Source organism: Erythrobacter donghaensis, from assembly GCF_001557325.1.
Taxonomy (GTDB): Bacteria; Pseudomonadota; Alphaproteobacteria; order Sphingomonadales; family Sphingomonadaceae; genus Erythrobacter; species Erythrobacter donghaensis_B.
On the sequence record NZ_LSJS01000152.1, the window covers coordinates 1 to 21,263 of the forward strand.

19 protein-coding genes and 1 pseudogene are annotated in these 21,263 nt (G+C 69.6%); 9 read left to right on the top strand and 11 right to left on the bottom strand.

Going from position 1 to position 21,263, the window contains the following annotated elements:
* Nucleotides 1–364 (bottom strand): annotated as a pseudogene (locus AX692_RS08670) (hypothetical protein); the annotation flags it as partial.
* 76 nt (nucleotides 365–440) lie between these two features.
* Complete coding sequence (locus AX692_RS08675; protein ID WP_073974317.1) at nucleotides 441–1,931, bottom strand: YifB family Mg chelatase-like AAA ATPase; 1,491 nt, start codon at nucleotides 1,929–1,931, stop codon at nucleotides 441–443.
* A gap of 192 nt (nucleotides 1,932–2,123) precedes the next feature.
* On the opposite strand from AX692_RS08675, the gene AX692_RS20740 reads away from it, so the two are divergent.
* The 6 genes from AX692_RS20740 (at nucleotide 2,124) to yihA (ending at nucleotide 6,642) form a co-directional block, all read left to right on the top strand.
* Nucleotides 2,124–3,134, top strand: coding sequence for a hypothetical protein (locus tag AX692_RS20740; RefSeq protein WP_073977235.1), 1,011 nt, complete (start codon nucleotides 2,124–2,126; stop codon nucleotides 3,132–3,134).
* Between the two features lie 75 nt (nucleotides 3,135–3,209).
* A complete protein-coding gene (gene rpmH, locus AX692_RS08685) occupies nucleotides 3,210–3,344 on the top strand; it encodes a 50S ribosomal protein L34 (protein ID WP_026092078.1) in 135 nt (44 codons plus the stop codon).
* Nucleotides 3,345–3,471: 127 nt separating this feature from the next.
* Nucleotides 3,472–3,846: a ribonuclease P protein component gene (gene rnpA / locus AX692_RS08690; RefSeq protein WP_073974781.1), complete on the top strand. Its 375-nt coding sequence runs from the start codon at nucleotides 3,472–3,474 to the stop codon at nucleotides 3,844–3,846.
* The gene (yidD, locus tag AX692_RS08695; protein ID WP_081095222.1) at nucleotides 3,843–4,052 is read left to right on the top strand and encodes a membrane protein insertion efficiency factor YidD; all 210 of its coding nucleotides are present in this window, start codon (nucleotides 3,843–3,845) and stop codon (nucleotides 4,050–4,052) included. Before rnpA ends, yidD begins: the two co-directional genes overlap by 4 nt.
* 97 nt (nucleotides 4,053–4,149) lie before the next feature.
* Nucleotides 4,150–5,952 (top strand): membrane protein insertase YidC, encoded by a 1,803-nt coding sequence (yidC, locus tag AX692_RS08700; RefSeq protein ID WP_073974780.1) that lies wholly within the window; start codon nucleotides 4,150–4,152, stop codon nucleotides 5,950–5,952.
* A gap of 9 nt (nucleotides 5,953–5,961) precedes the next feature.
* The gene (gene yihA, locus AX692_RS08705) at nucleotides 5,962–6,642 is read left to right on the top strand and encodes a ribosome biogenesis GTP-binding protein YihA/YsxC (protein WP_073974779.1); all 681 of its coding nucleotides are present in this window, start codon (nucleotides 5,962–5,964) and stop codon (nucleotides 6,640–6,642) included.
* Between the two features lie 4 nt (nucleotides 6,643–6,646).
* Here the strand turns inward: yihA and AX692_RS08710 are convergent, their stop codons facing one another.
* The 8 genes from AX692_RS08710 to AX692_RS08740 all read right to left on the bottom strand — a co-directional run bounded on the left by AX692_RS08710 (nucleotide 6,647) and on the right by AX692_RS08740 (nucleotide 17,954).
* Complete coding sequence (locus tag AX692_RS08710; protein WP_073974778.1) at nucleotides 6,647–7,369, bottom strand: thermonuclease family protein; 723 nt, start codon at nucleotides 7,367–7,369, stop codon at nucleotides 6,647–6,649.
* A 55-nt stretch (nucleotides 7,370–7,424) separates the two neighbouring features.
* Nucleotides 7,425–9,281 (bottom strand): CshA/CshB family fibrillar adhesin-related protein, encoded by a 1,857-nt coding sequence (locus AX692_RS08715; protein WP_073974777.1) that lies wholly within the window; start codon nucleotides 9,279–9,281, stop codon nucleotides 7,425–7,427.
* An 83-nt stretch (nucleotides 9,282–9,364) separates the two neighbouring features.
* Nucleotides 9,365–10,807: a hypothetical protein gene (locus AX692_RS20520; protein ID WP_230959815.1), complete on the bottom strand. Its 1,443-nt coding sequence runs from the start codon at nucleotides 10,805–10,807 to the stop codon at nucleotides 9,365–9,367.
* 132 nt (nucleotides 10,808–10,939) lie between these two features.
* On the bottom strand, nucleotides 10,940–14,503 hold the full coding sequence (locus AX692_RS08720; protein ID WP_230959813.1) for a DUF11 domain-containing protein: 3,564 nt from the start codon (nucleotides 14,501–14,503) through the stop codon (nucleotides 10,940–10,942).
* Between the two features lie 46 nt (nucleotides 14,504–14,549).
* Entirely contained in the window at nucleotides 14,550–15,599 is a 1,050-nt protein-coding gene (locus tag AX692_RS08725) for a DUF11 domain-containing protein (protein WP_073974776.1), read from the bottom strand.
* A gap of 71 nt (nucleotides 15,600–15,670) precedes the next feature.
* Entirely contained in the window at nucleotides 15,671–16,216 is a 546-nt protein-coding gene (locus AX692_RS08730) for a hypothetical protein (protein WP_230959671.1), read from the bottom strand.
* Nucleotides 16,217–16,229: 13 nt separating this feature from the next.
* On the bottom strand, nucleotides 16,230–17,141 hold the full coding sequence (locus AX692_RS08735; RefSeq protein WP_230959811.1) for a DUF11 domain-containing protein: 912 nt from the start codon (nucleotides 17,139–17,141) through the stop codon (nucleotides 16,230–16,232).
* Nucleotides 17,142–17,534: 393 nt separating this feature from the next.
* A complete protein-coding gene (locus tag AX692_RS08740) occupies nucleotides 17,535–17,954 on the bottom strand; it encodes a VOC family protein (protein WP_073974774.1) in 420 nt (139 codons plus the stop codon).
* Nucleotides 17,955–18,065: 111 nt separating this feature from the next.
* Here AX692_RS08740 and AX692_RS08745 point away from each other — a divergent pair, with 111 nt between their 5' ends.
* Together AX692_RS08745 and AX692_RS08750 are read left to right on the top strand one after the other, a co-directional pair.
* Nucleotides 18,066–18,728, top strand: coding sequence for a glutathione S-transferase family protein (locus AX692_RS08745; RefSeq protein ID WP_073974788.1), 663 nt, complete (start codon nucleotides 18,066–18,068; stop codon nucleotides 18,726–18,728).
* The gene (locus AX692_RS08750; protein WP_073974773.1) at nucleotides 18,728–19,615 is read left to right on the top strand and encodes a S1/P1 nuclease; all 888 of its coding nucleotides are present in this window, start codon (nucleotides 18,728–18,730) and stop codon (nucleotides 19,613–19,615) included. Before AX692_RS08745 ends, AX692_RS08750 begins: the two co-directional genes overlap by 1 nt.
* Here the strand turns inward: AX692_RS08750 and AX692_RS08755 are convergent.
* Nucleotides 19,612–20,079 (bottom strand): cupin domain-containing protein, encoded by a 468-nt coding sequence (locus AX692_RS08755; RefSeq protein ID WP_073974772.1) that lies wholly within the window; start codon nucleotides 20,077–20,079, stop codon nucleotides 19,612–19,614. The genes AX692_RS08750 and AX692_RS08755 overlap by 4 nt on opposite strands.
* Nucleotides 20,080–20,108: 29 nt before the next feature.
* Here AX692_RS08755 and dapE point away from each other — a divergent pair, with 29 nt between their 5' ends.
* Nucleotides 20,109–21,263, top strand: a complete 1,155-nt coding sequence (gene dapE / locus AX692_RS08760; RefSeq protein WP_073974787.1) for a succinyl-diaminopimelate desuccinylase — start codon at nucleotides 20,109–20,111, stop codon at nucleotides 21,261–21,263.

Sequence of the window (21,263 nt, forward strand, 5' to 3'; positions counted from 1 at the left end):
GGCTTGGCGCGGGCGGCGGAGGAGGCGGCGCGGGCTGGGGGCGCAGCACCAGCGGCGAGGGCTGGATCGGCGACATCGGCACCGGCTGTTCGGTCTGCGGCGTGTCGGGCGCATCGGTGGCTGGCGGGCTTTCGGCCTCGGGCTCCGCAGCGGGCTCGGGCGCGGCAAATTCCTGCGCCTTGAAGGTGGTGATCGCCTCCTTGGCGTCCTCCTCGCCGACGATGTTCGCGCCCAAGGTGAGCAGCAGCAGCACGATCAGACCCTCGATGGCGAGCGCGATGGCGAGGCTCTGGAGCTTGCGCCGCCGCGATAGGTCGCGCAGGGCCACCAGCCACCGGGCAAGCCCGCGCGGCTCCTCGATCACCAGAGCTGAAGGGTCTTCGTAAATCGCCGCTGCGCCTTTGCCGGGGCCGGGAGGGGGCGGCCCTGAGAAGCGCCTCTTAACCTGTCATCAGCCGGTAGGATAGCGCCTCGGCGATGTGGACGCGGCCCACGGTTTCGCTCCCCGCGAGGTCGGCGATGGTGCGCGCGACCCTCAGCATCCTTGTGTAACCGCGCGCGGAGAGGCGCAGCTTCTCGGCGGCTTGCAGCAACAGCTTGCGGCCCGCCTCGTCAGGGGTGGCATGGGCTTCGAGCTGCTCGCCCTCGAGCTCGGCGTTCGACCTGACCCCGCGTGCGACGGCCCGCTGGCGCGCGGCGGCGACCCGGGCGGCGACTGCCTCGCTGCCCTCGGCGGGCGGCGGCAAGGTCATGTCGAGCGCGCTCACCGCGCCGACATGGACGTGGAGGTCGATGCGATCGAGCAGGGGGCCGGACAGGCGGCTCTGGTAATCGCCCACGCAGCGCGGATACTTGTTGCAGTTCCTCGCCGGATCGCCCGCGTATCCGCAGCGGCACGGGTTCATCGCCGCCACCAGCTGGACCCGCGCGGGGAAGGTCACGTGGGCATTGGCGCGGGCGACATCGACCTGGCCTGTCTCCAGCGGCTGGCGCAGCGAATCGAGCACCGGGCGCTGGAATTCGGGCAGCTCGTCGAGGAACAGCACGCCAAGATGCGCGAGGCTGACCTCGCCCGGGCGCACCTTCAGCCCGCCGCCGGTGAGCGCGGCCATGCTCGCCGAATGGTGCGGCGCGCGGAACGGGCGGGCGCGGCTGATGCGGCCCGATTCCAGCATCCCCGCCACTGATTGCACCATCGACACCTCGAGCGCCTCCGCCGGCGTCAGCGGGGGGAGAATGGCGGGGAGGCACGAAGCGAGCAGGCTCTTGCCCGATCCCGGCGGGCCGACCATCATCAGGTTGTGGCCCCCGGCGGCGGCGATCTCCAGAGCGCGCTTGGCGGTCTCCTGCCCCTTCACCTGCCTGAGGTCATTGCCTCCCGGTGCATCCGCCACCGCCCCGCGCGCGGGCTCGGGGAGAACGAGGCTGCCCTTGAGGTGCCCCAAGAGGCTGGTCAGATCGCGCGGGGCGAGCACCGGCACCCCGCTCGCCCAGCGCGCCTCGGGGCCCTGCTCCTGCGGGCAGATGAGGCCGCTGCCCACCGTGCTTGCATGGAGCGCGGCGATCAGCACGCCGGGGCTCGCGACCACCCGGCCATCCAGCGCCAGCTCGCCCACCGCGATCCAGTCGCCGAGCTGTTCGGCATCGGTCGCGCCCATCGTCGCGAGCAGCGCGAGCGCGATGGGAAGGTCGAAATGCGATCCGTCCTTGGGCAGGTCCGCGGGCGAGAGATTGACGGTGATCCGCTTGGGCGGCAGCGCCAGGCCGATCGCGGCGAGCGCGGCATAGACCCGCTCGCGGCTCTCGCTCACCGCCTTGTCGGGCAGGCCGACGACGTTGAAGCGCGGCAGGCCGGGGCCGATGTGGCACTGCACCTCGACCTCGCGCGCCTCCAGCCCGAGATAGGCAACCGTCCTCACCAGCGCGACCATCTGGCAGCCCCCCGCATTGTCGTCAGACCCCGCGTGTTTGTGCAGCTATCCGAGGGACTTGTCGAGCGAATAGGCGCGCGCGCCGGGCAAGGTTAAGCGCCCCTGCACCTGCCCTTCCGCACGGCTGCGAAGGCACTTTTAAAGCATAAATCTTGGGGATTTCGGAAGGGCCCGCGGGCGACATTCGCGGCGATGAACCGCGTCCTCGCCCTGCTTCTGGCCGCCTTGGCGCTGCTGCTACCGAGCAGCGGCCTCTTGGCGCAGCCGGGCGCGCGCGTGGTCAGCCACGTCAGCTGGGTCGAGGAATGGGACCCGGCGACCGGGCAATGGGTACGGGTCGAGGACAGCCCCGCCTCCGTCACCGCCGCCGCGTGGGAGCCCAAGCCTGCCACGGTGACCCGCGCCGGGGCTGTCACCATCACCGAGACCATCATCGAGGAACCCCAGCCCGTCCGCTTCATCGCGCCGGGCCCGCGTCTTGCTGCCGGACGCGCGGGGCTCGCCACATTCGGGCCCTTCCGCGTGATCGACGACAAGCGCGCCGCGCTTGTCGCGCCCACCGATGCCCGCTCGCCGCAGGCCTTCGCCGCGATGCTCGCCGCCTTCCCGGGGCTCGAGGTGATCGAATTCGTCGACGCGCCGGGCACCACGCATGATCTCGCCAACCTGCGCCTCGGCCGCGCGATCCGCGCCGCCGGGCTCGCCACGCATGTCCCGGCGGGCGGCTCGGCGCGCTCGGGCGCGGTCGAGCTGTTTCTAGCGGGCACCCGCCGCACGCTCGATCCGGGCGCGCTGTTCGCGGTGCATTCGTGGCGCGACCAGCGCGGGCGCGAGCCCGCCGACTTCGCCCCCGACGCCCCCGAAAACCGCCTCTATCTCGACTATTACGCCGAGATGGGCATGAGCGAGGCGCAGGCGCGCGATTTCTACGCCATGACCAATTCGGTGCCGCACACGGGCGCGCTATGGCTCGAGGGGGCCGAGATGGCGCGCTGGATCGCGCCCGCCGCGCGCAGCATCGACGATGATGCCGCGACCACCGTCCGCCTCGCGCTGGCCCGCGCGGGCGCGACGCTCAAGGACGCGCTGCGCGCGCCGGTGCAGCTGCCGCGCTTCGCCCTCCCGGCCCCCGCGGCTGCGCCCCGGCTTGCCTACGGACTTCAGGGCGCGGGACTGCTTGACTCATTCGCCGCTTTCCCATAACGGCCCGCGTCTGTTTACGGCTCGCGCTTGCCGCGGGCCCCGGCTTTTCATGCCGGTCAGCTTTTCGAGGATGATATGAAGCGTACCTTCCAGCCCAGCAATCTCGTGCGCGCCCGTCGTCACGGCTTCTTCGCCCGCAAGGCCACCCCGGGCGGCCAGAAGGTCCTGCGTGCCCGCCGCGCGCGCGGCCGCAAGAAGCTCTGCGCGTAATTTGTGTTCCGCAGCCCGTCCGGGCTGCGAAATCCTCGCTCACGCGATCTGAAGATCGCGTCGCTGCGGGCGCGCGTTCGCGCTTGCGGGCTCCCTTCGGGAGCCCGTTTGCGTTATCGGACCTTGCATGATCTCCGTCCTCACCAAGCGCGCCGATTTCCTGGCGGCCAATTCGGGCACCCGCAATGCGCGGGCGGGGTTCGTGCTGCTGACCCGTCCCAACGCAGGGCAGGGCATTCGCTACGGAATTACCGTCACCAAGAAGATCGGCAACGCGGTCGTGCGCAACCGCATGAAGCGGCGGTTCCGCGAATTGCTGCGGGCTGCTCTGCCCACGCAGGGCCTGCCCGATCACGATCATGTGCTGATCGGCCGCGCGGGCGGGATCGAGCGGGACTTTCACACCATGGCCGATGAACTGACCCAAGTCCTCACGCGCGCGGCACAAGGACGCGGCGATCCCGCAGGCGGGCGGCGGCCTCGGCGAGGGAGCAAGCGGTGAAGCAGCTCCTCATCCTCATCGCGCGCGGCTGGCAACTCGGCCCTTCGCGGCTGATGCCGCCGACCTGCCGCTACTATCCCTCGTGCAGCCAATACGCGATCGAGGCGCTCGGCAAATACGGCGCACTCAAGGGTGGATGGATGGCCTTCAAGCGGCTAATGCGCTGCCACCCCTGGGGCGGTCACGGGCACGACCCCGTGCCCTAGGCCGCTTAACCGAGGGTCGAAAACCCCGGGGGTCTGGTAACGGCACCGCCTTACCCCCATAATACACCTACTCATCGCTTTCATGCGGGGCTTACACTTGGACAATCGCAATCTTCTGCTCGCCGTGGTGCTTTCGGGCCTGTTGATCCTGGGCTGGGATATCGGCCTGCGCTATTTCTACCCCGAAGCCTCGATGTCCGCCCAGACCAGCCCCAAGGCCGCGACCGCCGCCGCCAGGGACGCGGGCACGGCCAAGGGCGCAGGCGGGCTCGGCACCGAGACGGCCGCGCGCAAGGTCGACCTCAAGACCGCGCTGACGGGCGGCAACCGCGTCGTGATCGACACCCCGCGCCTCGAAGGCTCGATCAACCTCGTCGGTGCGCGGATCGACGATATCGAGCTGAAGGACTACCGCGAGACGGTGGACAAGGATTCGGGCCCCGTCCGCCTCTTCGCGCCCGAGGGCACCAGGTCGCAGTATTTCGCCCAGTTCGGCTTTGTCGTGAACGGCAACCGCCAGGCACCGAACCTCGTGTGGCAAGCCGACGGCACCCGGCTGACCCCGACAACGCCGGTGACCCTCACCCACATCGGGGCGGACGGGATCACCTATCGCATCACCTTCGCGGTCGATGCCAATTACATGATCACCGCCAGCCAGTCGGTCAGCAATGCCAGCGCCGTGCCGGCCGTGATCCAGCCCTTCGCGCTGATCAAGCGCACCAGCACCAACGCGACGATCGACCAGTATGCCTCGCACTCGGGCGCGGTGGGCGTGTTCGACGGAACGCTCTACGACCCCCATTCCTATGCCGAGCTCGAAGAAATTTTCGCGCCCAAGCGCGCGCAGTTCGCCCGCGGCGAGATCAGCGAGATTCCGTCCGACAAGCCCGAAGGCGCGCCCGACTGGCTGGGCTTCACCGACCAGTACTGGCTCTCTGCGCTCGTTCCCGGTGACGGGAAGGGCAACGTCAAGGTCGATGATGCGGGCTTCCGCAGCCTCGGCGGCAATCTGTTCCGCACCGACCTGATCTACAGCCCGACCACCGTGCCTGCCGGCGGCAGCCTGAAGCAGCAGACGCGGCTGTTTGCCGGGGCCAAGGACAGCCAGATCCTCGACGTCTATGAAGACGGCGGGATCACCAATTTCGGCCTCGCGATCAGCTGGGGCTGGTTCGCCATCGTCGAAAAGCCGATCCTGTGGCTGCTGCGCACGCTCAATGGCGTGGTCGGCAATTTCGGTCTCGCGATCATCCTGCTCACCGTCATCATCCGCGGGCTGATGTTCCCGATCGCGCAGAAGGGCTTTGCCTCGATGGCGGCGATGAAGGCGGTGCAGCCCAAGATGAAGGAGATCCAGGAGCGCTTCAAGGACGACAAGCAGCGCCAGCAGCAGGAGATCATGAAGCTCTACAAGGACGAAAAGGTGAACCCCTTGTCCGGCTGTCTGCCGATGCTGATCCAGATCCCGGTGTTCTTCGCGCTCTACAAGGTGCTGGTGCTCGCGATCGAGATGCGGCACGAGCCCTTCTTCCTCTGGATCCGCGACCTTTCCGCGCCCGATCCGGCGCACATCCTCAACCTGTTCGGGCTGCTGCCCTTCGCGATCCCCGAGGCGAGCTTCCTTGCCATCGGCCCGCTCGCGGTGCTGCTCGGCATCACCATGTGGCTGACCTTCAAGCTCAATCCGGCGGCGATGGACCCGGTGCAGCAGCAGATGTTCGCGATTATGCCGTGGATCATGATGTTCGTGATGGCGCCCTTCGCGGCCGGGCTGCTGCTTTACTGGGTGACCTCGAACATCCTCACTGTCGCCCAGCAGAGCTATCTCTATTCGAAGCACCCGCAGCTGAAGGCAGCGAATGCGGCGGCGGAGAAGGCGAAAGCGGCGAAGGGTTAGGGCACCGGCGTGGACGATCCCGAACTCCAGGGGCTGCGCGAGGAAGCGGCATCGCGGCTCTTTTCCGGGCCGGTCGATTTCCTGCGCTCGGCCCCGCAGCTGCAATTCCTGCCCGAGCCGGTGGTGCCCGAGATCGCCTTCTGCGGCCGCTCGAACGTGGGCAAGTCCTCGCTGCTGAACGCGCTGACGGGGCGCAAGGCGATCGCGCGGGCTTCGGTGACGCCGGGGCGCACGCAGGAATTGAACTTCTTCGACGTCGGCCGCCCCGAGGAAGAGGGCGCGCTGCCGCTGTTCCGGCTGGTCGACATGCCCGGCTACGGCTTTGCCAAGGCGCCGGTCAAGGTGGTCGAGAAGTGGAAGGCGCTGGTCAATTCCTACCTGCGCGGGCGGCAGGTGCTGGCCCGCACGCTGGTGCTGGTCGACAGCCGCCATGGCCTGAAGGCGGTCGACCGCGAGATGATGACGATGCTCGACAAGGCTGCCGCCTCCTACCGCATCGTCCTCACCAAGACCGACAAGATCAAGGCGAGCGAACTCGCCGCAGTCGCCGAGAAAACCGCCGCCGAGGCCAAGCAGCACGTCGCCGCTCACCCCGAAATCCACCTCACCAGTTCCGAGAAGGGCATGGGCATCGAGCGCCTGCGCGCCGCCGTGGTGGCCGACGCGCTGGGTGAGGGGTGGATGGGTTAGGGGGCTACTCCCTCGACCGCCTGAACCCAGCCGCCACCGCCTCGCTTTCAGTGCAGAACAATGCCTCGGGGCGCGTCACATCGTAATAGCGCTGGCCGGGCAAGTGATAGATGAACTCGCCGCGACGGCTGTGGTTGCCCTTGATCGCGCAGCCCAGCGCATTGGTGTAGCGGACTTCGCTCGCCGGGCGCTGCGAGGCCGCGCGAGCAGGGCGCTCAGCCGCCGCGACGCGCGCCGGGCGCGGTGCGGCCTGCGGGTTGGCGGCGCGCCAGGCGGCCGGTTCCTCGAACTCGCCCGCCCACATCCCGAACCGCAACTGCTGCGCCAGATCGCGCGCCTCGGCATATTCGGACGGCGCATCGCCGAACGGAACCGCGAGGCCCCGGCGCACCATCTCGTGGCCGAGATCGAACAGCGCATTGCGGCAGGTCGCGAGCGTGCGGCCGTAGCGGTCGGTGCCTTGCGCGATGCATTCCAGTGGCCCGCCGGACAGGATTTCGTGCAGCGCTGCCGCCGCATCCCTGCCGCAATCCCACGTCGCGCCATCGCGGCGGCATTGCTGCGCGCTTTCGGGCGCGTCGATGCCGACGAGGCGGATGCGGGTGCCGGTCATGTCGATGGTGTCGCCGTCGATCACTTCGGCAGGGCCGGCGAGGACATTGGCTGCGGCGGGCGGGCTCGCGGTGGCGGCAAGGGCACCAGCGAGGAGGATCAAGGGCTTGCGCATCACGCAACCCTAAAGGAGGCGGGGTTAAGACCCCGTCACCGCGCCTGCCCCGCGCCTAGCGCACCTGCGCCCTGAACCGGATCGTGAAGCTTGGCCGGTTGGTCGCGCTTGTCGCCGCGGCCATCGTGCCTGTGGGGGCGATGCGGATGCCGCGGACGTTGGCATCGAAGCTGCCGGTCGGCGTGTAGGTATAGGGCGCCGCGCCGCCGCTCGCCTGCGAGTAGGTCACCATCGTGTTCGCGTTGAAGGTGTTGAGCCCGCTCGTCGGCGTGCCGTTGGTGAAGGTCACCGGGGTGCCGACCGCGAAGGCCATTTCGGGCGGCATCACGTCGAGGAGCACGATCGAGCTCGCATCCACCGTGCCCGCGCCCACGTTGCGCACGGTGATCGCATATTCGACCACCGCGCCGGGGATCGCCTTGGGGTTGTTGGTGCCGTTGACCGGATCGGAGATGACGCTGCTGGTCTTGCTGATCTCGAGCAAGGCGATCGAGCGGCGGGTGTTGGTGATGGTGCAGGTGATCGAATCCCCGGGCCGCAGCGTGATCGCCCCGCCCACGGCCGTGGGCAGCACGGTGGTCGATCCGCTGGTGGCGTTGGTGCAGGCCATGGTCGCGGTGTAGTTGCCGAGGACGGCGGTGCCCGCTGCGACCTCGTCGACCGTGTAGGTGGTGCCGTTCACGACCTGCCGCAGCGTCGTGTCGCCGGTGCCGCCGCTGATCGTCCCGCCGTTGCCGGTGGTGGTCGAAGAGGCGAACACCGCGCCCCCATCCATGATCCGCACGGTGAACTGGTCGCCGGTGAAGCGCCGCCCGCCGCCGCCGAGCAGCTTGCGCACGCGCAGCCGCGGCTGGGCGCCGACCTGGAAGGTGCAGACCAGGAACTCGCCGAATTCGAGCTGGCCGATGCTGGTGTTCGTGGTCGAAAGGGCATTGGGCAGGGCCGCGCGGGTGGTGCCCGCGGTGTTCACGCAGCTGAGGTTGGCGGCATAGGCCGAGAGCGCGCTGGCGCTGCCCGCGGCCATGGCCAGCCGCAGGGTGACCGGGATGCCCGCCGCCATGCTCAGCGGGGTGGTGGTGAAGGGGCCGGTGCCGGTGCCGCTCGTCGTACCGCTGCTGATCGTCGCCGAGGTCGCGGTCGAAGCGATCTGGAAGCTGAACTGGTCGGCGCTGTTGACCCTTGTGCCGAGGATCTGGGTCTGGAGCCGGATGGTCGCGAAGCGGATCGCGAACATCACCCCTTGCAGCCCGCCGGCGCGGGTCTCGACCGTGACGCTGGTGGGGCTGTTGCTGCCGAGGATGTAGGCCCCGACGGTGCCGGGCGCACCGGTGATGTTGACCGTGCCCGAGCCGACCCCGCTGATCGGCGGCATGGTCGATCCCGAGATCGGCGGCACCGAATCGAGCAGCTGCCATGATCCGCCATTGCTGGTCATGCGGATGTATTCGTTGTCGTTGCTCGATTCCCCGTCGGCGACGACGAAGGAATAGACCGTCACGCCCCCGCCTGCGGGAGGGGTGACGGTGATGCCCGTGATCGCGATCGTGCTGGTGCCGGCCTGCGCGGAGTAGAGCACCGGGCGGCCGGGGATGCCGATGAAGGCGCTGTTGCCCACCGCCGCGCCGCTCCACGAGGGCGCGGGCACGTCGTTATAGGCCGGGTTGGTGCCGGTGACGCGGGCGTTGAAGCGCAGCACCGAGCCGTCGGGCAGGGTGAAGGCCATGTTCTGGCCCGAGGCCGAGCGCGCGGCGGCGTCGTCGTAATTGGCCATGTTGAGCCAGCAATAGGTCTGCCAGCTGGCGGGCGCGGTGCCCTGGGTGGCGGCCTGCGCACAATCCTGCGCGCGCGCGGCGGGGCTCCATGCAAGGGCACACAGCAACACCAGCAGCGCGAGCATCCGGCGGACAGGCATCAACCTTCCCAACATTCCGCCAGCATAGGAAATCATGGTAAACGGCCGGTTAGCAAACCGCCCTAGACCCGCGCCCGCCATGGTCAGCGCCCCAGCCCGAGGAAGCCGAGGTTGCCGGCGTCGAACTTCATGCGCAGCGCGGCAAAGGCGCCCTTGTCGGTGCTGCGCGCCGGACCGAAGTCGCCGTCGCGGAAGCCTTCGATGTTGTATCCCAGGGTCAGCAGCATGCCGTCGGTGGGCACGAAGCCGAAGGTCGGGCCGTAGGCGTAGTTGATGGTGTTGTCGTCGAGATTGCCGCGCGCGGTGACGCTCGCGCCGAGCTCGATGCGTCCGCCGATGCCGATGCGGGCATCGCTCCCGACCAGCAGCGCGGTGCCCTGGAACTCGGTGCCCTCGAAGGCATCGAGATTGTGGCGCGCGCCGAGGAACAGCGCGATCTCGTGGCGGCGCACCTGCGCGCCCGCGTCGTCTGCCGAGCGCGGGCTGAAATTGGCCGAGAGGCTGCCGACCAGCCGGCGCGCGACCGCGTTGCCATCGACGGTGAGCGCGGTGCCGCCCAACGCGGTGCCGCCGGCGACCGCGCCGGTCACCTCGTCGCTGCGATATTCGACCCGGCCGAGCATGGCGAGCGGCGAGTCCGAGGGACGGTGGGCGAAGGCGATGCTGGCATCGATGATCTCGGCGACCGCGCCGCCGGTGGTCTCCGAGCGCGTCCACGTCGCGCCCGAGCCGACCAGGCTGCCCTCGCCGAGCTGGCGGATCGCGCCGAGCAGCACGCCCTTGCGGTCGGTGGTCTCGCCGTCGCGCCATTCGCCGCGTGCGGTCACGCTCCAGCGGTCCTTGCGCCAGGCCGCGCCCATGGTGACGGCGGTGAAGTCCTCGAACAGCAGCCCGCCGGTGAGCTGGCCGCCGCTCGCCGCGGGCTGGTTCGGGTTGACGAGGCTGGCGGGCGCGGGCGCGCCGCCGATGGTGCGGTTGCCGTCGATCGTGGCATCCACGGTCAGCGCCGGGCTCAGTTGCAGCGTCTGCGACAGGCCGAAGGCGGCGAAGGAGCGGGTGCCGTTCTCGCCGATGGTTTCCTCGCCCAGCGTGGTGGTGATCTGCCCGCCCTGCCACGGCGCGACCTCGATTCCGCCGCGCAGCTGGCGCGCGTTGAGGCGCTCGCCGTCGGCGATCTCGTAGGTGCCCACCAGCCGTACGTCCTGCGTGATCGCATAGCGCGCACCGAGGCGGTGGCGGGCGGGGAGGTCGGTGCTCTCGGCCTTGCCGAGCGCCACGGCCGTCCCGGCGGAGAGTTCGAGCTTGTTGCCGAGCAGCCGCTGGGTCGCGCCCGCTTCGAGCACGGTCGAGGCGGCGCTGCTGCCATCGGCGAGGCGGTCGGTGAAGTGGACGACCCCGAGCCGCAGGTTGGTGTTCTGGCGGGTCAGCGCGATCTGGCCCTGCGCGGCGCGGCGGCGCGCGGCGTCGGTCAGGCTGTCGTCCTGCCACAGGCTGCCGGTGAAAGTCAGCTCCTCGGTGATCAGCACGCGGCCATCGACCCCGAACTTGCGCCGCCCGCGCTCGACCGCGTTCTGCTGGCCGATGCCGTAATCGGCGTCGATCTGGCGGGCATAGGCGATGAGGTCGATATCGCCGGTCTGGTGCTGGACTTCGGCCAGTCAGCCCTGCGCCGTCTCGCCCTCGCGGCGGCTCAGGCCGATCTCGGCGCGCACTTCGGTGCTGTCGCCGAGCTTGGCGAGGAGGTCGACCGCGGCGAGATCGGTGCGCTGCGCCGTGCCGCCCGCGCCCTCGAGCCCGGCGTCGCTGATCGCGCTCGCGCCGATGCGGATCTTGCCGTCCTCGCTCGTCCAGTCGGCGCGCGCGCCCGCGTTCCATTCGGCCTCGCCGCGGGCATCGGTCTCGTATTCGATGACGATGAACTGCGGGTTGAGGTTCTCGTCGCGGCTCAGCACCGGGAAGGCAAAGCGGATCGTGCCCGCCAGCAGGTCGATGTCGTAGTCGGTGAAGCGGGTGAGCGTGCGGCTCGAGACGATCTGCTCCGGCCGGAAGCGGTCGCGCACCTCGATCGTCACGCGCTCCGAATTGGCGAGGATGCGGCGATTTTCCAGGGCGTAGGGGCCGGAGATGCCCTGGCCCTGCGTTTCCTGACGCTGGAAGCGGCTGGCGATCTGCGCGGCGAACCCTTGCGCCTTGAGCCCGCCGACGCGCGCCTCGCCGGTCACCCCGGTCGCGGTGCGGTTGTAGGCGGCAAGGCGCGTCTGGTTGAAGGCGGTCTGGAAGTCGCCGTAAAGCGCGTAGAAGGCGGAGGTCTCGATGCGGACATAGAGCTTCTCGCGGCTCGCGGCGTCGAACTGGCGCGCCGAGGCATCGCCGAACACGGTGTAATAGGCCTGCGGATCGATCGCGCCGAGCACGCGCTGGTCGTCGCGCTGCTTGGCGCTGTCATAGGCGATGGTGAGCAGGTATTTGCCCAACACCCGGCCCTTGGCATAGAGCGCGATGCGCGCGTCATCGCCAAGGTCACTGTCGAAGCGGCCGGCGCGTTCCATGTTGTCGGCCACCGACCGCGCGCCGACAGTCCCTTCGACAAGGCCGATCACGGTCCATTCGACCTCGCCCGGCTCGATCCACGCTTCCAGTTCCTGACGGCGGGTGATCTCGCCATCGTCGAAGGTGAAGCCGAGGCGCAGCGAACCGCTGACCATGGTGGGGGCAAGCTCGATCTTCGCGATCCCCTCGTTGCCGTCCACCACCCAGCGCGCATTGACCGGCGCGGTGCCGGTCAGCTGATTGAGCTGCTGGCGGTCGATCTGCTCGGCGCTCTGGTAGGGGGCGTTGAGGGTGAAGCTGCCCGAGATGCCTTCGCGCAAGGGCCGGTTGTTGCGATCGAGCACGCGGATCGCGATCACCGGACGGGTGCGACCATCGGCGATGAGGTTCGACTGTTCGCGCAGGAACTCGATCCTGGCGGGCGCGCGGGTGAAGAACACCTCGCGGGTGAAGGTCTTGGAGACCTCGCCGAAGGAGTTGAGGATGCGCGCCTCGAGCACGGTCTTGTCGGTCAGCAGCGGCACGCCGCGCCACTGGCTGACCGCCCACAGGCCGACCTCGGGGTTCTGTGTCCCCTCGAAGGCGAGCGGGCTGACCGGCTTGCCGTCGACGAACAGCTGGACGCTCTGGCCGAGGCGATGCCGCACCGCGACCTTGATCGCCGGCGCGCGCGGGTTGGCGTCGGGGGCGGGGGCGAGGAAGCCGTCCTCGCCATCGCCCAACGCGAGATAATCGGTGACGGTGGGGCCAGAATCCTTCGGCGCATCCTTCGGCGCATCCTTGGCGGCTTCGGCAACGGGGGCGTCGGCGTCGACGGCGGGGGCCGGGAGCGGGGCGAGCTTGGCGCGCGCGGCCTCGGGCAGCACGGCGTGGAAATCGGCGACCACCAGGCTTCCGCCCTGACCGATCGCGAAGCGCGAGATCGCGCTGCCCGCGCTGCGGGTGTTCCGGGTGCAATCGACGAACTGGCCGCCCTCGGGCAGGGTCATGGGCGCGACCTGCACCACGTGGGTGCCGGGGACGACGCCTTCGAAGTGGTAGCGCCCGTCGGCATCGGTGACCGCGAAGCTGCCGTCCTCGAGCATCACTCGCACGCCCGGGATTCCGCGGCGTTCGGCCTCGGGCAGGGTGCACGGGCCGTCGGTGATGCGGCCGATGATGGTCATGCGGTCGGCAATCGTATCGCGGTCGATGTCGATCACGGCGTCGGCGCGCACCTCGCGGCCCAGCGCGTCGCGGGCGAGCGCGAGGTTGACCACCCGGCCCGGAGGCGCATCGGGGCGCACCGACATGGCGTAGGTGACCTTGACCGAGGTGGCGGGCGCGATGTCGCCGAGCGCGATCGTCAGCACGCGGCCATCGGGCGAGGTGGTGAGCGCGTCCGGCGCGCGGGCGCCGTTGATGCGCAGGCTGTCGGGGCGCAGCCGCAGCCAGCGCGAGGGGGTGTCGGTGATCGTCACCGTGCGGCGGATGCGCGCCGGGTCGGTGTTGCCCACGGTGAGCGTGTAGAACACCACGTCGCCCGGCTCGGCGCGGGTGCGCGAGGCGGTCTTGACGAGGCCGAGATCGGCGGCGGGCCCGTCGACCGGAATGTCGACCTCGAAGGGCACGGGGGTGTCGAGCACGAAGATGTCGCCGAACGAGCCCTCGCGGATCACGTAAGGCCGCCCATCGGGCCGGGTGAGGCGCGCGAGCACGTCGCGCGGGGCGATGGAGGGCGCGGTGAAGGGTTCGGGCGGCTCGACCAGCAGCCGGAACCGGCCTTGCGCGGTGAGCGGGAACCAGAACTCCCCCGGCCCCATCTGCACCACGCGGCCGCTGCCGTCGGTGATCGGCTGGCCGCTGATGACGCTCGACGGCCAGGGGGTGACGCCGTCCTCGGCGAAGACGGTCGCGGGCGCGCCGGTGTCGGCATTGACGAGGCTGACCCGCGCGCCGGAGACGGGCGCGCCGGTCTCGCTGTCGAACACCACGCCGAAGGGATCCACCAGCACCGTGACGTCGGCCGTGACGAGCACGGCATCGCTGTCGGGGCGCATCGCGGCGATGGTGATGCGCGAATCCGCGCCGACGCTGAGGCGGCAGTCCTCCTGCGCCAGCGGCGGGGGGATGCGCTCGGTGCCGATCACCCCGGCAAAGATGCCGCTGTCGGGGGCGGTCTCGTAGACCGTCATGGTCTCGCGGTCGCCCTCGGGGGTGGTGAGCACCACGGTCAGGGTGTCGATCTGTGCGGGATCGCGATTGGCCGATGCGGCGGTGATCTCGAAGAACAGCGGCTCGCCCCCGCGCAGCTCGTCGGTCTGCTGGACCCTGGCGACGGAGGTGGGGATGGAGGCGACGGCGTTGCCGCCCGGGGTCACGCTGGCGGTCGCGGTCGCGCGCAGCGCGGCGGTGGAGATGCCGCCCGCGCTGCACTGCGGCGCGCGGTAGACGAGTTCGGCGCCGCCGTCGCCCGGCACGCGCCGGAACACGCGGATCGCGGGCGGTGCGGGGGGCTGGGTGGTGACGTCGAAGGTGACCGCGTTGCTGGTGGTCTGCCGGGGAGCGCCCTGCATCTCCCAGCTGGCCTCGGCGATGTTGGTGACGGTGCGCACCGCGCTCGCCGGTTGCGCGTGAACCCCCTCCTGCGGATGGCCGAAAGGCAGCAGTACTGCGCACAGTACCGCTGCCAATCGCCGCAGAGAGGGGGAACCACGCAAGACCTAAGTCCCGATCAGCTTAGCGGATCGTGACCTGGAAGTAGAGCGAACGGGTCTGCCCCGCCGCCACGTCGCTGAGCGTCCCGGTGATGCGGTCGCGCCCGCTGACGCCCGCTCCGGCAGCGAAGGTGCCGCCCGGCGTGCCGTTGGCGCAGCTCGCGTCGCCGTCGACGAAGATCCCGAAGCCCGAGGCATAGGCCACGTCCGCCGGGAGATCGTCGAGCAGGTTGACCCCGGTCGCGGTTGCAGCGCCCGCGGCGTTCGCCACGGTGATGCAATACTCGATCGTCGCACCCGGGATCGCCTTGGGGTTGGTCGCCCCGTTGACCGGATCCGACACCACACGGCTGGCCTTGGCAACGGTCAGCACCGCGCCCGACACGCTGTAGCGGCCCTGGGCCGAGAACGCGCCGTCATTGAGGCCGTCCGACACGCCCTGGCCGTCGAACAGCACGGTGTCGACCGCGTTGACGGTGTTCGCGCCCGCAGTCGCAGTGATACGGGTGCCGAGCGAGCCGGCAGTGCCCGAGGTGTGCGCCGCCGCGGTGAGCGCAACGTCGAAGGTGTCGCCGTTCACCGCGTTGATGCCGATGTCGGACACGACCAGCACCGCCACGGTCGCGTCTTCGGCGACTTCGTCGAGGTAGGTGATCTCACCCGCGGTGATTTCCGCAGCGTCCAGCACCCGGTCGCCGTTGAGATCGCGGTAGATGCGGATGTTGCTGATGTTCGCCGCCGTGCCGCCACGCAGTTCCGTGGTCAGTGCAAGGTCGGCCGTCGCGTTGCCGAGGTTGGTCACGTCGAAGGCCAGCACGCGGTCGGTCTGGTTCGGCGAAACCGTCACCGGCGTGGTGATGGCGGTGACAGTCACGTTGACGCGCTGGTCGACGGTGAAGCTGTCGGTCGCCTGCACCGCGTTCTGCGCGTTGCCGCTGACGTTGTAGTTAACGGTGACGGTGTTGGTGATGGTCGTCCCGGCTCTGGTCCCTGCGGCCAGAGCAGGGGTGCTGGACATGGCGACGAGTGCTACAGCGCTCACCGCACCCAGCAGCTGCTTGGTGGTCTTCATGATTATGGTCCCGAGTGTCTGCCCCGCGTCAAAGTTGCCGCCCGCGGGGCTTGGCGGCTATCTCCCGCCGGTCAGCGGATGATCACGGGAAAGGAGACCCGCCCTGACGCGCCGGGGGCGATGGTGGCGAGCACCCAGCGCACGTGGGTCACGTCGGCATGGGTGGCGGGACGGCTGGTGCCGTCGGCCGCGGTGATGCTGAGCGCGGCGAGCCTGCCCCAGGTCTTGCCGCCGTCGACCGACACCTCGAGCGCCGGATCGGCGTCGGGCGCGAGGCGCACGGCCTCGGGCAGCGGGTTGGTGATCGAGAAGTTGGTCACCACCTCGGCGCTGCTGTTGGTGTAGTTCTGACCGAACAGCAGCCGGTCGCCGGGCAGGAAGCTCTCGGGCTCGACCAGCTGGACGGCAGGCTTGCCGTCGGGGCCGGGGACGGACTTCTCCGCCTTGATGTCGCCGTTGACGGTGACGGCCGGCGGCGTGTCTTGGGCGGCGAGCGGCAGGGCGGGCACGACCAACCCCGCAGCGGCGCAGACGAGCATCAGCTTGGTGATCGACTTCATGGTTGCTTCCCCGGTGACTCGTAAGGTGTTGACGTTATTGTTATTCTTCTTGTTCATGTGCTTGTGAGGATCACTGGTCGACGGTGACCTCGAAGGTGATCTGGCGATTGGTGCCCGCCGCCACGCTGCCGAGCGTGACGCTGATCCCGCTGGCGTCCGAGGCGGTGCCGGCATCGGCGTCGGCCGCGTCGGTCAGCGCACCGGCATCGAGCGCGAGCGTGCCCGGGACGTAGGTCGTGCCGGCCGGGATGGCGTCGCTCACCACGAGGTTGGCGACGCTGCCCGTGCCGCTGACGCGGGCCTCGATGGTGAAGGTCGCGATCGAGCCCGGCACCGCGCTGGTGCCGCCGAAGGGATCGCGCAGGGTGACCGACTTGACCAGCTGGACGCTCGCGACAGCCGTGTTGAGCTGGCCGCGTGCATCGGCGAGCGCGCCGGTCGAGCCGACCACCGCGTCCCCGCCGCCCTCGCCTTCCCCGGCGAAGATGGTGCCGGGCGCGCCGTTGCCGGTCGCCGCGGCCGCGGTGAGCTGGACATTGCTGGTGTCGCCGTCGGCGGCGGTGTCGGGCACGGTGACGAGCACGAACACGGTGACGCGCGCATCGGGCGCCAGCACCGGAGTGGTCAGCGGCCCGGTGAGGATCTGGTCGACCCCCTCGTCATAGACGCCGTTGCCGTTGCTATCGATGGCAAGGCCGCGAATGGTCACGTCGAAGTCATTGCCGGCCACCGCCGCTTCGGGGGTGAGGAGGAAGGCTTCGGGGCCGTTGCCCGGGTTGGTGACTTCGAAGGTCAGCACCGCATCGCCGCGCGCCGCGCTGATCGGGCCGGTGTCGAGCGAGGTCACGGTGACATCGAGCAGTTCGTCGACGCGCACGGTGACCGTGTTCGAATCCACGCTGCGCGGCGTGCCCGCCTCTTCGAAACTGGCGGTGGCGGTGTTTTCGATCAGCGTGCCGGCGGTCACGCCCGCGGCGAGCACGGGGGTGGCGGCACCGGCCAGAAGGGCGGTGGCGATGATCGAGGCGAGGGGGCCGTCAAGGCGAGCATGTCTGGTCGTGCTCAGGGGAACTACGGAGCAATAGTTAGTATTTCGTTAGCCATCATTTGCCGATTCCGGATCACGATCCCGCGCCATCCGGATAAGTCCCTAGGCGCAAACCGGTATCCGAACCGTTAGTGTGATTAGCTAATTCTTTGTGCGGCGACTCCCGGCCGCTCCGCGCGGAGCGCCGACGCGTGGGCGCGGGTACGGCGATTGGCAGCGGGCGCAGCCGATCCGGCGCGCCGGCTGCGGTAAGCCGCCGTCAGTCGGCCCCGTGCCCGGGGAGCGGTTCCTTGCCGCGGCGCGCGCGCACGTCGGCGGCGGTGCGGGTCAGGTGGAGAATAGGCTCGCGGGGTCGGCGAAGGCCTTGAACTCGAGCGCGTTGCCCGAAGGATCGCGCAGGAACATCGTCGCCTGCTCGCCCGGCTGCCCCTTGAAGCGGATCGTCGGCGCGATCACGAAGTCGCAGCCCCCGGCGCGCAGCCGCTCGGCGAGCGCCTCCCAGTCGGCCATCGTCAGCACCAGCCCGAAATGGGGGACGGGCACGCCGTGGCCGTCGACATGGTTGCTCGCGCGGTCCCCTGCCTGGCCCGGCGCGAGGTGGGCGACGATCTGGTGGCCGTGGAAGTCGAAATCGACCCACTCCTCGGAGGAACGCCCTTCCGCGCAGCCCATCACCTCGCCGTAGAACCGGCGCGCGGCGGCCAGATCGTCGACCGGGAAGGCGAGGTGGAAGGGGGGGAGGGTCATGGGCGCAAACTCCGGTGAAAGTCGATTTGCAATAGACTGTTCAGCCTCGACAGCGCCAGCCTGAATATCTAGGGCAAGCCCCGATCAGTCCTGCAGGTGGAGCAGACCGAGATGAAGCTTATCATCGGCAACAAGAACTACTCGAGCTGGTCCCTGCGCGGCTGGCTCGCATTGAAGCAGTCGGGGCTCCACTTCGAGGAGCTCACCGTGCCGATCATGGGCGAGGAGTGGGATCGCCTCAAGCAGGGGATGGACGAGGTCCAGCCCTCGAGCGGCAAGGTGCCGATCCTGTGGGATGGCGATGCGGTGGTGTGGGACAGCCTCGCGATCCTCGAATACTGCGCCGACAAGGTCGGGCGCGAGCGGTTCTGGCCCAAGGATGATGCCGCCCGCGCGATGGCGCGCGCGATGGTTGCCGAAATGCACTCGGGATACCTCTCGCTGCGCCGCGAGCTGCCGATGAACGTGCGCCGCCGGGTCGAGCTTCCGGGTGTCTCCGAGCAGACCCGGCACGACATCGTGCGCATCCTCACTCTGTGGGCCGAGGCCCGCGCGCGCCACGGCAGCGCCGGGCCCTACCTGTTCGGCACCTTCGGCGCGGCCGACATCTTCTATGCCCCGGTGGTGACGCGCTTCGTCACCTACGGCATCGGTGTCCCCGGCTTCGCGCAGGCCTATATGGAGGCGCTGCTGGGGCATGACTGGATGCGCGAATGGATCGGCGCGGCCGACGAGGAGGAATGGGTGATCGAACAATTCGAGCAGGTGGCGTGATGCGGCGTCTACTGGGTCTCTTCGCGGTTCTGCTCGCGCTCGCGCCGGTGCCCGCGCTGGCATGGGGCGGATATGCCCACCGCCAGACCGCCGCGATCGCGCTCGCCAATGTCTCGCCCGAAGCGCGCGCCAAGATCGCCAGGCTGCTGGCGCGCGAGAAGGATCTCGGCACGCCGAACTGCGCGTTGAAGACGCTCGAGGACGCCGCGGTCTGGGCCGATTGCGTGCGGGCCGAAGGGTGGCGCTGGGGCTACACCGCCGCATGGCACTATCGCACCGCGCCGATCTGCAAGGCCTTCGACCCGCGCGCCAATTGCCCCGGCGGCAATTGCGTCACCGCGCAGATCACGCGCGCGCAGCGGGTGCTCGCCGACGAGCGCCTGCCCGCGCCGATCCGGCTCGAGGCGCTCGCCTTCCTCGTGCATTTCGCGGGCGATGTGCACATGCCGCTCCATTCGGGCGACAATGAGGATCGCGGCGGCAATGAGCGCGAGGCCGATTACGGGATCAAGCCGGGGCTCAACCTCCATTCGATCTGGGATGGCCCGCTCGCCGAGCGCGCGATCAGCGATCCGGCCGATCCGGTGGTGCGGCGCTACACGTCGGAAGAGCGCGCCGAGCTGGCGGGCGGCACCCCCGACGATTGGGGCCGCGAGAGCTGGGAGATCGCGCGCAGCTTCGTCTATCCCACCGCCTTCGACACCGATAATCTGTGCGACGGTAGCCTGCCAGCCAAGGCCGCGCTCAGCCAGGAAGACATCGTCCGCGGCGTGCCGATTGCGCGGCGGCGGGTGGTGCAGGCGGGCCTCAGGATCGCGGGGCTGATCGAGGCGGCGTTCCAGCCCGGCCCGCTGGTGCCGGACGAGCCGCGAAGGCGGCGGCGCTAGGGCGTGCGGCGCGCGGCGTAGCGGGTGCCGTCCTTGCGGGCATAGCCGTCTGCGTCGAACACCATGTCGATATCGTGATACGCGCCGCTGTCCGCCTGGCGGTCTCCGGCGCTGATGGCGACGAAGACGCAAGGCGCGTCCGAGCGGTTGTGGAGGTGGTGTCCATTGGCCTCCCCCGCCGGGAAGGCGAGCACGTCGCCCGGACCGACCGGGGTCTCGCCGTGGTCGTCGATCAGCACCGCTTCGCCCGCCAGCATCACCACCAGCTCGTCCTCCGCACGGTGCCAGTGACGCTGCGAGGAGAAGGCGCCCGGCAAGAGCGTCACATGGCTCGCGCCCATCCGGGTGAGGCCGCTGGCAGGCGCGAGGCGGCGATACCAGCGCCCCTCCACCGCAGCATCGAAGGGCGCGGGGTATCCGGTCGCATTGGTCTGGGGAATCGCGGCAAGATCGAGCTTGGGCATCGGCGGCAACTCCTGCTAGGCCTCGGATGATGCTCGACCCGCTCGATATTGCCAAGCGCCTGATCGCCGCGCCTTCGGTTACCCCTGCAACGGGCGCGGTGTTCACCGAGCTCGAGGCGATGCTGGTGCCGCTGGGCTTTGCCGTCCACCGCTTCACCCGGGGCGAGGGGCCCGAAGGCTCGGAGGAAGCGCCGGTCGAGAACCTCTTCGCAATCCGGCCCGGCCCCGAAGGATCGCGGCACTTCGCCTTCGCCGGGCACCTCGACGTGGTGCCGCCGGGGGATGGCTGGGCGTCCGACCCCTTCACCCCGCAGGTGCGCGGCGAGCTGCTCCACGGGCGCGGCGCGGTCGACATGAAGGGCGCAATCGCCGCGATGGTCGCCGCGGTGGCCGAGGTGCCGCAGGACGCCGGCACGCTCAGCTTCATCATCACCGGCGACGAGGAAGGCCCCGCGCTCCACGGCACCCGCGCGCTGATCGACCACATGGCCGCAGAGGGCATCCAGCCCGACCTGTGCCTCGTCGGCGAGCCGACCTCGGTCCACCGCCTGGGCGACATGGTCAAAATCGGCCGCCGCGGCTCGGTCAACATCTTCATCACGGTCGAGGGCACGCAGGGCCACGTCGCCTACCCGCACCTCGCCGACAACCCGCTGCCGCGGCTGGTCGCGATCCTCGCCGAACTCGACGCGCTGACGCTCGACACCGGCACAAGGTGGTTCCAGCCGTCGAACCTCGAGATCACCGAGATCGCCGCCCTCAACAAGGCGCACAACGTCATCCCCGCGCGTGGAGAGGCGCGCATCTCGATCCGCTTCAACGACCTCCACACCGGCCACAGCCTGTCCGAACGGGTCTACGCCATCGCCGAAAAGCACGGCGGCCGTGCGCGGCCTGTCATCTCGGGCGAGCCTTTCCTGACCGAGCCGGGCGCCTTCTCCAGGCTGGTCAGCGATGCGGTCGCGGCGGAAACCGGGGTGGCGCCGGAACTTTCCACCACCGGCGGGACTTCCGATGCGCGCTTTCTTCGCAGTGTCTGCCCGGTGATCGAGTTCGGCCTGTGCAATGCGACCATGCACAAGCGCGACGAGGCGGTTGCGATCCCCGATCTTGCCGCCCTTGCGCGCATCTATGCCCGCATCACCCGAGCTGCGCTGGCGCTTGACGAGGAGCTGAAGGAGTAA

What these genes read in the sequence shown, in the direction of transcription:
- AX692_RS08740 (WP_073974774.1), bottom strand. Translation starts at nt 17,954, where the DNA reads ATGACCCTCCCCCCCTTCCACCTCGCCTTCCCGGTCGACGATCTGGCC.
- AX692_RS08745 (WP_073974788.1), top strand. Translation starts at nt 18,066, where the DNA reads ATGAAGCTTATCATCGGCAACAAGAACTACTCGAGCTGGTCCCTGCGC.
- dapE (WP_073974787.1), top strand. Translation starts at nt 20,109, where the DNA reads ATGCTCGACCCGCTCGATATTGCCAAGCGCCTGATCGCCGCGCCTTCG.
- AX692_RS20740 (WP_073977235.1), top strand. Translation starts at nt 2,124, where the DNA reads ATGAACCGCGTCCTCGCCCTGCTTCTGGCCGCCTTGGCGCTGCTGCTA.
- AX692_RS08755 (WP_073974772.1), bottom strand. Translation starts at nt 20,079, where the DNA reads ATGCCCAAGCTCGATCTTGCCGCGATTCCCCAGACCAATGCGACCGGA.
- rnpA (WP_073974781.1), top strand. Translation starts at nt 3,472, where the DNA reads ATGATCTCCGTCCTCACCAAGCGCGCCGATTTCCTGGCGGCCAATTCG.
- AX692_RS08730 (WP_230959671.1), bottom strand. Translation starts at nt 16,216, where the DNA reads ATGAACAAGAAGAATAACAATAACGTCAACACCTTACGAGTCACCGGG.
- AX692_RS08750 (WP_073974773.1), top strand. Translation starts at nt 18,728, where the DNA reads ATGCGGCGTCTACTGGGTCTCTTCGCGGTTCTGCTCGCGCTCGCGCCG.
- AX692_RS08675 (WP_073974317.1), bottom strand. Translation starts at nt 1,931, where the DNA reads ATGGTCGCGCTGGTGAGGACGGTTGCCTATCTCGGGCTGGAGGCGCGC.
- AX692_RS08725 (WP_073974776.1), bottom strand. Translation starts at nt 15,599, where the DNA reads ATGAAGACCACCAAGCAGCTGCTGGGTGCGGTGAGCGCTGTAGCACTC.
- AX692_RS08715 (WP_073974777.1), bottom strand. Translation starts at nt 9,281, where the DNA reads ATGCCTGTCCGCCGGATGCTCGCGCTGCTGGTGTTGCTGTGTGCCCTT.
- AX692_RS08710 (WP_073974778.1), bottom strand. Translation starts at nt 7,369, where the DNA reads ATGCGCAAGCCCTTGATCCTCCTCGCTGGTGCCCTTGCCGCCACCGCG.
- rpmH (WP_026092078.1), top strand. Translation starts at nt 3,210, where the DNA reads ATGAAGCGTACCTTCCAGCCCAGCAATCTCGTGCGCGCCCGTCGTCAC.